This is a genomic window from Schwartzia sp. (in: firmicutes) (genome assembly GCF_978017985.1).
Map to the genome: position 1 here is coordinate 1 of NZ_CDXDFU010000028.1, position 13180 is coordinate 13180.

At 44.3% G+C, this 13180-nt stretch carries 12 protein-coding genes; all 12 read right to left on the bottom strand.

Features of this window, described 5'->3' with window-relative positions; genetic code table 11:
- Positions 1-189 precede the first annotated feature (189 nt).
- Positions 190-786: a glycerol-3-phosphate 1-O-acyltransferase PlsY gene (gene plsY, locus ACY69O_RS01305; protein WP_462331667.1), complete on the bottom strand. Its 597-nt coding sequence runs from the start codon at positions 784-786 to the stop codon at positions 190-192.
- 1 nt (position 787) lies between these two features.
- Positions 788-2119 carry a ribosome biogenesis GTPase Der gene (der, locus tag ACY69O_RS01310; RefSeq protein ID WP_462331668.1) on the bottom strand — a complete coding sequence of 444 codons (1332 nt, stop codon included), beginning with the start codon at positions 2117-2119 and terminating at the stop codon, positions 788-790.
- Positions 2112-3515 carry a DUF512 domain-containing protein gene (locus ACY69O_RS01315; RefSeq protein WP_462331669.1) on the bottom strand — a complete coding sequence of 468 codons (1404 nt, stop codon included), beginning with the start codon at positions 3513-3515 and terminating at the stop codon, positions 2112-2114. Before ACY69O_RS01315 ends, der begins: the two co-directional genes overlap by 8 nt.
- A gap of 82 nt (positions 3516-3597) precedes the next feature.
- On the bottom strand, positions 3598-4659 hold the full coding sequence (gene rpsA, locus ACY69O_RS01320) for a 30S ribosomal protein S1 (protein ID WP_462331670.1): 1062 nt from the start codon (positions 4657-4659) through the stop codon (positions 3598-3600).
- Positions 4644-5480: a 4-hydroxy-3-methylbut-2-enyl diphosphate reductase gene (gene ispH, locus ACY69O_RS01325; protein WP_462331671.1), complete on the bottom strand. Its 837-nt coding sequence runs from the start codon at positions 5478-5480 to the stop codon at positions 4644-4646. The genes rpsA and ispH overlap by 16 nt, the downstream gene beginning before the upstream one ends.
- Positions 5481-5537: 57 nt before the next feature.
- On the bottom strand, positions 5538-6137 hold the full coding sequence (locus ACY69O_RS01330; RefSeq protein WP_462331672.1) for a lysophospholipid acyltransferase family protein: 600 nt from the start codon (positions 6135-6137) through the stop codon (positions 5538-5540).
- 6 nt (positions 6138-6143) lie between these two features.
- Positions 6144-6800 (bottom strand): (d)CMP kinase, encoded by a 657-nt coding sequence (cmk, locus tag ACY69O_RS01335; protein WP_462331673.1) that lies wholly within the window; start codon positions 6798-6800, stop codon positions 6144-6146.
- 28 nt (positions 6801-6828) lie between these two features.
- Positions 6829-8148, bottom strand: a complete 1320-nt coding sequence (gene aroA / locus ACY69O_RS01340; protein ID WP_462331674.1) for a 3-phosphoshikimate 1-carboxyvinyltransferase — start codon at positions 8146-8148, stop codon at positions 6829-6831.
- 16 nt (positions 8149-8164) lie between these two features.
- On the bottom strand, positions 8165-9415 hold the full coding sequence (locus ACY69O_RS01345) for a BaiN/RdsA family NAD(P)/FAD-dependent oxidoreductase (protein ID WP_462331675.1): 1251 nt from the start codon (positions 9413-9415) through the stop codon (positions 8165-8167).
- Complete coding sequence (locus tag ACY69O_RS01350) at positions 9415-10152, bottom strand: pseudouridine synthase (RefSeq protein WP_462331676.1); 738 nt, start codon at positions 10150-10152, stop codon at positions 9415-9417. Before ACY69O_RS01350 ends, ACY69O_RS01345 begins: the two co-directional genes overlap by 1 nt.
- Before the next feature lie 16 nt (positions 10153-10168).
- Entirely contained in the window at positions 10169-11251 is a 1083-nt protein-coding gene (locus ACY69O_RS01355) for a D-alanyl-D-alanine carboxypeptidase family protein (RefSeq protein WP_462331677.1), read from the bottom strand.
- 148 nt (positions 11252-11399) lie between these two features.
- Positions 11400-13180 (bottom strand): DNA polymerase III subunit alpha (dnaE, locus tag ACY69O_RS01360; RefSeq protein WP_462331678.1); only part of this gene is annotated, 1781 nt, incomplete at its 5' end.

The window sequence follows — 13180 nt, forward strand, 5'->3', positions numbered from 1 at the left end:
ATAAACAATGATATCACACTTTGTAGAAAAATGATATCTTTTTTGTAAAATATCTTTCTGGTTTGGACACTTTTCCTTTACATATAAACTCAATCCACTGGAGAAAGATAGAGTGTTAACTTGTAAAAAAATCGTTCTTTTGAAAACTTCAAAAGAACGATTTTCCTTGTCATATTAAGCTGTAATGGTTTACGCTCTGTGTCCTGCCTTGATTTTACTTTCTGTTCCGTTAAGCAGACGTCCTATATTTGTTTTATGCCGATATATGACGAATACTGCTGCCAAAACGCTGAAAGCGATATATTCACACGGCCGATCAAACAACCATGCGAAAAGCGGAACGCATGCTGCGGCAACGATAGAGCCGAGAGAAACATATTTTGTAATCAGTACTATAACAAACCAGATTAAGAATACCAGGAGCGCCGTTGACGGCATGAGCATAACAATTACGCCCAGCCCTGTAGCAACACCCTTACCGCCTTTGAACTTCAACAGTATTGACCAGGAATGTCCGACGATGGCCATGATTCCACCCAGTACCATCATTAGCGGTGTACCAACAAAATACATTCCCAATGCCACACCGACGACTCCTTTAAGGAAGTCAAGCAGGAAAATAATGATTCCCGGCCCCTTTCCCAATGTGCGCCATGCGTTTGTAGCACCTATATTGTGACTACCATGTTGACGAAGGTCCACTCCCCATAAAAGCTTGCCAAGAATCAGACCTGTCGGAATGGATCCGATAAGATAGCTTAAAAGGCATCCAAGGATTGCTGACATATTAATCGTCCTCCTCTTCTTTTCGTCCGCGAACGATAAGCTTCAGAGGCGCGCCTTCAAATCCGAAGGTTTCACGTATCTTGTTCTCAAGGAAACGCAGATACGAAAAGTGCATTAATTCAGGGTCATTAACGAAAATGATGAACTTAGGCGGTTTGATTCCTGCCTGTGTCATAAAGAGAACCTTGAGTGGTCTTCCTTTATATGACGGCGGTGGATTAATTGCTATAGCATCTCTCAAAAGTTCATTGAGTACGCTTGTTTTTATACGCATGGACTGCTGGTCTGCGACATACTTGACCAGATCAGTTACGCGGTGAACGCGCTGGCCTGTCAAAGCCGATGTATAGAGAACAGGCGCATACTGAAGGAAACCGATTTTTTCACGCAGGTCTTCCGTAAATCTGAGAGTAGATTTTTCGTCTTTATTCTCGTAGATATCCCATTTATTTACGACAAGAATAACACCCTTGCCGGAATCGTGGGCATAGCCTGCGATTTTCGTGTCCTGGTCGGTAATTCCTTCTACAGCATTAATTACCATCAATACTACATCGGAGCGGTCGATTGCTCTCAATGAGCGCAGCACACTGTAATGCTCAATTGCTTCATCAATGTGAGCTTTTCTGCGCATACCCGCGGTATCAATAAGAGTAAATTTGATGTCATCCTTTGTAAAATGCGTATCAATAGCATCACGTGTCGTTCCGGGAATATCGCTTACGATTACACGTTCCTCTCCCAAAAGCGCGTTGACGAGAGAAGACTTTCCGACATTTGGTCTTCCGATAACGGCAATACGAATTTCATCAGATTCTTCATCCTCATCCGTGTTATCCGGGAATGCTGCAACAACTGCATCAAGTAAATCTCCGAGATTCAAGGCATTTGCAGCAGCTATGGGGATAGGATCACCCAAGCCAAGATTGTAAAATTCATATATGTCATTGTCCTGTTTTGGGCTGTCAATTTTATTTACAGCCAGAATAACAGGTTTCTTTGTTGTACGAAGCATCTTGCCAACTTCTTCGTCAGAAGTCGTAAGACCTGTACGTCCGTCAACTACAAAAACGATTACGTCTGCCTCGTCCATTGCCAGTTTCGCCTGATCACGCATGGATGACATGATTTTATCGTTTTCGGAAAACTCGATTCCGCCCGTATCAATCATTACGAACGATCTCTCAAGCCAGACAGCGTCAAGATAGATTCGGTCACGTGTTACGCCCGGCATATCATCAACGATTGAAATACGTTTTTTTCCGATTTGGTTGAACAACGTAGATTTTCCTACATTAGGACGCCCTACAATTGCAACAATTGGTTTACTCATTTTCCTCCTCCTTCAGCCGGGTGTATCCCGCATTACTCTGCCATGTATATAATTTCTCCGTATGACACGCTTCTGCACCGAATCCCCGATTGACAATTAGTTTATATAAGTCTCTTCCTTCAAGTGCCAAAGCAACAGGGAGAGAAATCTGTTCCTCCAGTTCTTTTACAGTCATATCATCGAGGAACACGTCTTCTCCGTTTCGTACCGCACTCTGCGGAATAATAACGCCATCAAAATTTTTGTCTTTTTTCGCAGCAAGAACCGCATTTTTGATGTCAATTCCCGTCAAAAGTCCGGAAACATTGACAGAATGTCCAAAATACTCGTTCTCTACAGAAACAAGCTGTACATTAAGCTCAGGAACATCAATCATATCCAAAAGCTCTTGGAAAACCGGAGCGATTGATTTTCCGGATATAACCAGAAGATTTACCTCTTTATCAAACTTGTCCGGCTGAACTTCATCAACCGCGGCTTTCCAATCTTCGATGAAATTACGGGTCAGACCGATACCGTTATCAAGCTGAGGGAAACCGTCATAGTTTTCTGCCGGCGGTATTTTCTCTCCGGACAGGAGATAAAATTCATCACTCAGATATATCATAGTACTGCCGGTCTCAGCCTGCAATTTTTTTTGCCATTTTTCAACCTGTTTTACAACAGCCTTGGCTCCGTCCTTGTCGAATAACTTTAACGGATAGCAGCCCTCGCGGAAATCCGTGAGCCCAACCGGAACAATCGCCAAAGACTGCAAGTAAGGACGATGTTCCAAAAGCTGCCTTATTGTATTGTCCAGGTCATCTCCGTCGTTCAATCCGGGACAAAGTACAATCTGAGTATGGTATTCAATATCTGCTTTTTCAAGGCTGGCGAGCTGATTAAGAAGATTAGCTGCCAAAGGCGTACGCAGCATCTTTTCTCTCAGCTCCATATTCATTGTATGGACCGAAATATACAGCGGTGAAAGGTGATAACGCCGAATTCTGTCGAAATCCGCCTTTCCCATATTTGTCATGGTTATAAAATTCCCGTACAAAAAAGAAAGGCGATAGTCATCGTCTTTGATATAAAGGCTGTCACGCATATTCGGTGGAACCTGGTCTACAAAGCAGAAATAGCAGTGATTTGCACACTGTCTGATGCCGTTGAATACCGCCGATTCAAATTCGACACCAAGCTCATCGTCATATTCCTTGGAAAAGGAATATGTTTCCTCCGAACCGTCTGCATGCCGGATCACCAGATCAATATCTTCTTCAGCAAACGCGAAGCTCAAATCAATTATGTCCTTCAGCTTCTGACCGTTTACGGAAACAATGGCATCACCTGCGATTAATCCAAGTTCATCAGCGATAGTACCTTTTTTTACACGAAGAATTTTACCTAAACTCATGAATACTTTCCTTTTCAAAAATAAAGGAGTGATGTTGTCATCACTCCTCCAAACAATCTAAGATATGAAACTAACCGATAAATTACTCTGCGCTTTCAGCCTCATGTGCAGCTTTCGTGATGCTGAGGGAAATACGTTTGCGTTTTTTATCGATATGCAGGATTTTGACCGAAACCTCATCTCCGGTATTAACAGCCTCGTCAGCGCGTGCAATACGCTTTTCGGAAAGCTCGCCCATCGGAATAAGTCCGTCGAATCCCGGCTCAATTTCCATAAATGCACCAAAGTCAGTCAGTTTAATGACTTTACCGGTGATTGTCTCCCCTTCGTTGTAACGCTCAACGCGTGCAAACCAAGGATCCTCAACAGTCTCTTTGATACTCAGAGAAATACGTTTTGTCTCGGAATCGAAATGTTTAACGTAAACATCAAGCTCCTGTCCGACCTTCAGAACATCAGACGGATGCTTCACACGATCCCAGGAAATATCGGAAATATGGCAAAGACCATCTACGCCGCCGATATCAATGAATGCACCGTAATCAACAAGACGTTTAACTGTACCATGCAGTGTCTGACCGTCTTCCAGTGTCTCGAAAAGCGCAGCCTGTTTTTCCTCGCGCTCCTGTTCCAGAAGCTTACGGCGGGAAAGAACCAGTCTCTGTTTCTTTATATCGCACTCAATCGGAAGAGCCTCGATTGTCTGACCAACGTAAACGTTAAGGTCTTTAACGAAATGGAGCTCAACCTGAGATGCAGGGATAAATGCACGAAGTCCCTTTACTGCAGCAACCAGACCGCCTTTAACTACCTGCGTAACAGTTGCGGAAAGTACTTCCTGACGCTCAACAATGCCGTCAAAATCTTTCCATGCAGCCAGCTTATCAGCTTTAACCTTGGAAAGAACATATCCGTTTTCTCCGCCCTTGGAGACAACATAAACATCAATAACGTCTCCGGCCTTTACAACATCTTCGGCGGATTCCGGTGCCGGATAAGCCAACTCATTCTTCGGAATTGGAATTTCCTGTTTAGCTCCAATGTCAACAAAAGCCTCATTATGGCTTACCTGAATGACCGTTCCCTGTACAACCTCGTGTTCCTGAATGTTTCTTAATTCCTCTTCTTCTAACAATGCTGCCATGTCCTGCACTTTTGATATACCTCCTTGATAATCCAGTCAGGCGTAGATGCGCCGGCTGTGATACCAATTTTTTTTATTTTTGTAAACCATTCATCACACAGCTCTTCAGCTGTCTCAATATGATGTGTAATGGTTTCTTTCGAACAAAGCTGTGCTAAACGCGTTGTATTCGCGCTGTTTTTACCGCCAATGACAAGCATCATGTCAACCTTACGTGCAAGTTCTATGGCAGCAAACTGACGTTGGTCTGTTGCTGTACAGATTGTGCGGATGATATGAATATCATTCGACTTCATCAGAAGATGTGACAAAATCTGCTGGAATTTTGCACCGGAAAAGGTTGTCTGTGCCACAACACCCATTTTCCCGATTTTAGGAAGCTCGTCAGCTTCCTCTTCTGATTCAATAACAAAGGCGTTTTCTCCCGACCATTCAACGATGCTCCGAACTTCAGGATGACATTTTTCTCCGATAATAACGACCTGAAAGCCGTCCTCGGATAAAGAATGTGCAGCCATTTGCGCTTTTTTAACATGAGGACAGGTCGCATCAACAACATTAAGATTACGTTGTTTTGCTTCCTCGTATACCTTAGGCCCAACACCATGGGAACGTATAATGACCGTTCCGTTGTCAGGAATTTCTGCTAAAGAATTAACAGTTCCGACACCCTCATCCGCTAACTTCGACACCATCTGAGGATTGTGAATAATCGGCCCTAATGTATTAGCAGGTCCCGGCGCTGCACTGCTGCGCGCTAAATGAATCGCACGTTTTACGCCGTAACAAAAGCCTAAATAATCAGCTAAAATTACTTCCATGAGACTCCTTTAACACCATGCCCTTTACAATCTAATGAACAGTATACCATATATTCATCATTCAATGCTATGGTTATTTTTCATTTTTGTGATTTCTTGCATAATTTTTTGTGAAAAAATTTGCAGTTCCTCTTTATTTTTGCTTGTTCCCTCAAAATACATTGGTTTTCCGTAGATAATTTTCAGCTTTGGGAAAAAGCATTTTGACGAGAATATTTCATTCGTCCCGATAATAGCAGCCGGAACGACAGGAACTTTAGTCATCGCAGCAATCAACGAGATACCTGACTCAGCTTTATGAACCTTTCCGTCCTTGCTGCGCGTTCCCTCCGGGAACAGCCCTACGCACTTTCCGTCTTTCAGTTCGTTGACGGCTGCCTTCAGGGCTCCACGGTCCGCTGCGCCCCGCTTTACCGGAAACGCATGGCAGCTTCTGATAGCCGAGCTGAAAACAGGTATTTCAAACAGCTCTTTTTTCGCCATATAGGCTACCGGACGTGAAAGAAAAGTAGCCAGAAACGGAGGATCCCAGTTGCTCATATGATTTGCCGCCAATATAACTCCGCCGCTTTCGGGCATATTTTCAGTTCCGATTATTTCTGCATGAAATACGCGGGAGAAAAGCCACGTAAAAATAATCTGCAAAAAATGATACACAGCGAATCACCTGCACATCTCTAAAATTTTCTCAGCTACTTCATCTATAGTCATTCCGGTAGTGTCTACGAGAACAGCCTCAGGCACTTTGACCAGCGGTGAAACCTTACGCTCGCTGTCAGCCTTGTCACGTGCCGCAATATCCTTTTGAAGCTCGGAAAGCTCAACGTTAAAGCCCTTTGCAATCATTTCCTTATATCTGCGTGAAGCACGCTCCTCAATTGAAGCTGTCAGGAAAATCTTTATATCAGCGTTCGGAAGAACATGGGACGCAATATCACGTCCATCCATTACAACAGCACCCTTTTCCGCCATTTTGCGCTGAAGATCAACCATTTTCTCACGAACAGGTGCCAGCATAGCGACCATAGATACAATCTTGGTTACTTCCGGAGTGCGGATTTCACCGGTAATATCACTGCCATTGGCAAAGACACGCAGTCCGCTGTCAGTGTTTTCAAGGCGGACCTCTATATCCTTAGCCACATCGAGAATATTTTCCTCGGTGACTTCCTTTCCGGATTTAAGCACAGCCCACGATACAGCGCGGTACATTGCACCTGTATCAATATAAACGTATCCGAGCTTCTCCGATACAATCTTTGCAATTGTGCTTTTTCCGGCGCCTGCCGGTCCATCAATGGCAATTACTAGTTTCTTCATCTTTTGTTACCTCTTTGTTGTTGTATTTTCAATTCTGTACATTTGAAAGTGTATCATAAAATTCCGGATATGAAATATTAACACACTCAGGATGTGAAATTTCTACACCTTCTCCTGCTGCACCGGCAATCGCAAGGGCCATTGCAATCCTGTGGTCATCGTATGAAAATGCCTCCGCGTTTTTCAACGGAAGCCCTCCCTTTATAATCAGGCCATCCTCCAGCTCCGTTATTGCAGGAGCAAGCTTATTGAACTCTTCAGCGATTGCATGAAGCCTATCTGTTTCCTTCACACGAAGCTCTTCCGCTCCTGTTATTTTGGTTTCCCCCTCGGCAAACAGTGCCGCCACTGCAATGATAGGAATTTCATCTATAAGTCTCGGCATGATATCTCTTCCGAAAGTCGTTCCGTGCAGTTTTGCGCTCTTAACATGAAGGTCGGCAATAGCCTCCCCACCGCTTTCATATCGGTTTGTTTCAACAATATCCGCGCCCATATCACGAAGAACATCAAGGATACCCGTTCTGGACGGATTTACTCCGACATTCTTCAATACGATTGAGCTGTTTGGAATGATACTGCCTGCCACAAGCCAGAATGCGGCAGAACTGATATCACCGGGAACTTCAATAGTCTCCGGACCTTTCAGGCTTTCTGCAGGATGGAAAACTACCTCATTACCGTTTGTTTCAACATTTACCCCAAACGCACGCATCATACATTCCGTATGATTTCTGGACGGAACAGGTTCAATGATTTTAACTTCAACCCCAGCGGTAAGAGCTGCCAAGAGAATTGCGGATTTAACCTGTGCGCTCGCAACAGGCATCTCGTAGGTTATCCCGTGTAAATTCTGCTTTTCATTGGGAAGAATAGTTATAGGGAGAAGTGTGTTATTTTTTCTGCCGACAATTTTTGCGCCCATCATTTCAAGCGGTTTGATAACACGCCCCATTGGTCTTTTATGGAGTGCCGCATCACCTGTAAACGTCGTCAAAAACGGCTGTGCTGCCAAAAGCCCCATCATGAGACGAAGCAGTGTTCCCGAATCTCCCGCATCGACAATAGTCTGCGGTTCCTGCAGTCCGTGAAGTCCAACGCCTGTAATGTCAAGGGAATTATCCTCATTTTCCTTTACAGTTACACCGAGGGCACGAATAGCCTCCAAGGTAGAAAGGCAGTCAGCAGAACGAAGAAAGTTATTCACGTGCACTGTCTGACCGTCGCAAAGGGCTGAAAGCATCAAACTGCGATGAGATACCGATTTGTCTCCGGGAATCACGATAGTCCCGTGTATTCCGTTTTTAACTTTTGCTATCGTCTTGTTCAAAGGAATCACTCCACTCATTAGTTGTGATACAGCTTTAATTTTCGTCCATATTCCAAACGCTCCAGTTTCCTGCTGCATAGCCCATAGAAAATGCAGCCTGGAGATTATAGCCTCCGGTAAAACCGTCTATATCCAAGACCTCACCGGCAAAATAAAGTCCCTTGATTATTTTCGACTCCATTGTTTTGGGATTAACTTCCTTAACAGACACACCGCCACAGGTAACAATCGCTTCGTCCAAAGGTCTTGTCTTTGAGATACTGATAGTCAGATGCTGCAAAAGATTTACAATCCTGAAGCGTTCAGCACGGGTAAGCTGATTAACCGGCTTATCCTGGTCTATAAACGCCAAATCCAATATTATCGGAATCATTCTCATGGGAAGCAAATCGTGCATGGCATTTTTTACTGATTTTTTCTGATACAGCTCAAAGTCCCTTTCAACTCTTTTTTGAAGCTGTTCCGGAGTCAACGCAGGCTTCAGGCTGAGCTCTAGCTCCACTTCTTTTTCGTCATGCAGGGCAAAAGCGGCAGTTCTGCTCAGAGTGAGAATTATCGGCCCTGTGACGCCAAAATGAGTGAACATCATTTCACCAAACGCGTCCGCAGTTTTTTCACCGTCTACCAGCAAATCCACATGCACATTTTTCAGAGACAGCCCCTGCAGCTCTGAAACCCATTCTTCTTCGGATTCAAGCGGAATGAGTGCAGGCAGAAGCGGAGTGATTGTATGCCCCGCTTCCTTAGCAAGATTTGCTCCATTGCCGTCGGAGCCTGTCTTTGGGTATGATGCTCCGCCGGCTGCAAGAATCACGGCATCAGCTTCAAGAATTTCTCCGTCTGCAAGCTGAACTCCTGTTACCTTTTGTTTGTGAAAAACAATATGCTTTACTTCTGATTTAACTGTCACTTCTACGCCGGCTTCGTGCATTTCATGCAGCATTGCATTAACGCAGTCATCGGCGTGGTCACTGACAGGAAAAACTCTGCCGCCGCGTTCAACCTTTGTTGGTACGGAAGCATCTTCAAAAAACTGAATGACGTCCTGATTATCAAAGGCCTTAAATACACTATGCAAAAATGCTCCGTTGCCCGGAATATTTTTTATTATCTCCTGCATATCAGCAGCATTTGTTATATTGCATCGGCCTTTTCCCGTGATACGCATTTTTTTACCTACGCGGTCAGTCTTTTCAAGCAGAATTACTTCAGCTCCGTTACGGGCTGCCGCAATTGCCGCCATCATTCCGGCAGGGCCTCCGCCAATTACAAGTACCCGGCTCATTATTGTTCTTCCTCCGCCCCGCTTAATTCATACAAACTCTTGATTTCCTCTTTCGTCAATGGACGATGCATACCACGTTTCAGCCCCGACAGATTGAGCCCCGCAAACTCTGTGCGTTTAAGACTCTGAACAGTGTGTCCAACAGCCTCGCACATGCGGCGTACCTGACGGTTTCTTCCTTCGTGAATCATTATTTCAAGCTTAGCTTTGTTGCCAGGTACATCACGTGAAAGAATCCTTACCTCAGCCGGAGCGGTCATTCCGTCGGAAAGCTCTATGCCGTTTTTCAGCATCAGGATTTCATCATCAGTCGGTATTCCCTCTACAACGGCAATATAGGTTTTATAAACTTCATATTTCGGGTGCAGAAGCCCATTCATTAAGCTGCCGTCATTTGTAAAAAGCAATAATCCTTCTGTATTGCCATCGAGTCTCCCGATAGGGAAAATCCGTTCTTTAACTTCCGGAAAAAGGTCTATGACTGTTTTTCGGCCGCGGTCATCTTTTACAGTAGAAATATACCCCTTAGGTTTATTCAACATAAAATAAACGTGGGCTTCTTTCTCCGCAATAGGCACTCCGTCAACGAGTATTGTATGCCCATCCAATTCAGTCTTATAGCCAAGGCTGTCAATAACCTCGCCGTCAACCATAACACGTCCGGCCAAAATAATTTTTTCTGCTTCACGGCGGGATGCAACTCCTGCCTGTGCTAAAATTTTCTGCAGTCTTTCCACAAACTTCTCCTTCAAATCAAGCAAACAACGAATAAATAAGTCTGAACAGTGATTTCCGTTCAATCGACTCTGATGCAATCAGAGGAACCGACGCAACTTGTTTTCCATTGTACAAGATGATTTCATTTCCGACAACATCTCCGCGATGTATACCCGCATTCAGGGAATTCGGAACATCATGCTCCACCACATATTTATCGCGGTCGGTCTTGCTTTTCGGCAGCACAACAGAATCTTCGGCTACAAGGGCAACCTGCTTTTTGTTGCCGCCGCGGACCGGCACAGATACTGCTTTGCTGCCCTTTTTTACAACCGTTACGGGCTCGATATTTTGAAATCCGTAGTTTAACATTGCGATTGAATCGTTCCACATATATAAACTGTCAAAGACAACGGCAATAAGCTGAATGCCGTTTCTTTTCGCAGCTGAAACAAGACATCTTCCAGCCGCATCTGTATATCCGGTTTTTACTCCGTTCGCGCCGTCATAAATCCACAACAGGATATTTTCATTTTCGACCTCACGATAAATCGGAGCGCGTTCACGGAGCATTGTATATTTCTGTGACGAAACAATTTTTTCAAATCCGGGCAGCGAATATCCATATGCCGCAATCTTTGCAAAATCTCTTGCTGTTGTGTAATGTCTCGGATCCGGAAGGCCTGTGACATTGCGGAAATTGGTATGCTCCGCGCCAAGCTCACGGGCACGCTCTGTCATCCGTGCCGCAAAAGCCTCACTGCTTCCCATCATATGCTCGGCAACGGCCGTAGCCGAATCATTGCCGGAAACCAGCATCATGCCGTACAGTAAATCCTTTAATTTTACATGTTCATTGTACTCCAGCCAGACAGTTGAGCCCTCAGTTTCTGCGGCTTTTTCACTTACGCTGACAATATCATCCAAATGTCCGTTTTCAAGCGCGTAAATCAGCGTCATGATTTTCGTCGTGCTTGCAGGATAACGCAGAGAATCAATATCACGTGCGTATAAAATTTTTCCGGTCTTTGCTTCCATGACAATAGCAGATCTGGCAGTTACCTTCGGTAAAACATCATTCGGAGATATAAAGGAAAGGTCATCGTCCGCGGTGGTCACGGAAACCGTATCACTTATACTTTTTTCTTCTCCATAAGCATATCTTTCATGCCCACTAACAACTACAAATACAAAAAATAAAATCCCGATAAATCTCAAACAAAATTTCAAAGAGTGGTTACGATACAAAAATTATCACCTGTATTAGTTAACGTTTTAATATATTTCCTTTTCCAAACAATTCTTCAATCTCCCGGACAGCATTGATATCATCAGCCATCCAATACTCGGAATTTGTTTTAATCCTCTCATTTCTTTCCTTGATTATCAGATATACCGTATGGTCTCCGTGATGCTTTGTAAAAATTCCGTTCAGCTTTTCAAAGTTTTCATCCGTAGCCATTCCGGGCGGAATGGAAATATAGTATTCAAATGGGTAATCCTTCAAAGGCTTTACCCAGTCTGCAAGTATTTTAGCCCCCGTGTCAGTCGTATTCACACGTCCTTGAAGAACAACAGGGGTATCCGTATTCAAAAGATCCATACTCTCGTAGAACACATTTGGAAAAACAATGCATTCAATCGTGTGCGTGAAGTCCGCAACACTGATAAATGCCATTGTATCTCCTTTTTTTGTTATCATTTTTTTCGAAGCAGTAACAAGTCCCGCAATTCGTACTAACTGACGGTCCTTTTTCTGCCCTGAAAGAACAGCTTCAATCGGAACTAAATTACGTACTATGTCTTTGTAGGAATCCAGCGGATGTCCTGAAATGTAGAAGCCTATGATTTCCTTTTCCCACGACAGTATTGTTTCAAATGCTTCCTCCGGAACATCAGGGTAATTTATTTCTGTTGCTGTTTCTATAACATCATCAGAAAACAGTCCCATCTGCCCATTTGCCTGATCTTTTTGCGCTCTGACGGCATTCTCCAAAATTTTCTCATACACCAGCAGCATTTGTGACCGTTTAGCACCAAAGGAATCGAATGCTCCGCATTTAATCAGACTCTCCAATACACGTTTGTTTATTACTGATGAATCAACACGCTCACAGAAATCGTAAAGCGAAGCAAATGGTCCGCCATCGGAACGTACTTTTTCGATTTGTGTGATTGCTGCCATTCCTACATTGCGGACTGCCGCAAGACCGAAACGAATCGCGTCCCCGTCAACGGAGAAAGTCGCACTGCTGGCATTTATGTCCGGCGGAAGTATCTGAACTCCCATCTTTTTCGCCAGTTCAATATACGTTGTCACCTTTTCATTGAAGTCAACAACGCTTGTAAGCATAGCTGCCATAAACTCAGCAGGATAATGTGCCTTCAGATATGCAGTCTGCCAAGCAACCAAAGCATAAGCAGCACTATGGGATTTATTAAAGCCATAGTTTGCAAAGTGAGTCAGCAGCTCGAAAATCCTTTCGGCCAATTCTTTTTCAATGTTGTTGGCAACAGCGCCCTGTAAAAATACCTCTTTCTGCTTCATCAGAAGCTCAGGCTCTTTATGGCCCATTGCACGTCTGAGCAAATCCGCCTGGCCCAGCGAAAAGCCTGCCAGAACCTGAACAATCTGCATTACCTGTTCCTGATACAGAATGACACCGAAGGTCTCCTTAAGAATCGGCTCCAAAAGCGGGTGCAGATAAGTTATGGTCTTTTTTCCACGGCGCCCCTCTATGAAATCCTGCACCATTCCGCTGCCCAACGGTCCCGGTCTGTAAAGTGCAACTGTCGGGATAAGGTCTTCAAAGCCCTCCGGATGAATGTCCTTTACCAGTGCCGTCATGCCTGCAGATTCCATCTGAAAAACAGCACCCGTAAGGCCATCGCAAAGCATTTTTGCAGTCTTTTCATCCTTGTCGGGAATCAAACGGACATCAACATCTTCTCCGCGTGATTTCTTGATATTATCGAGTGTATCTGCAATAACGGTAAGGGTTCGTAACCCAAGAAAGTCCATTTTGAGCAGACCAAGCTGCTCTACAA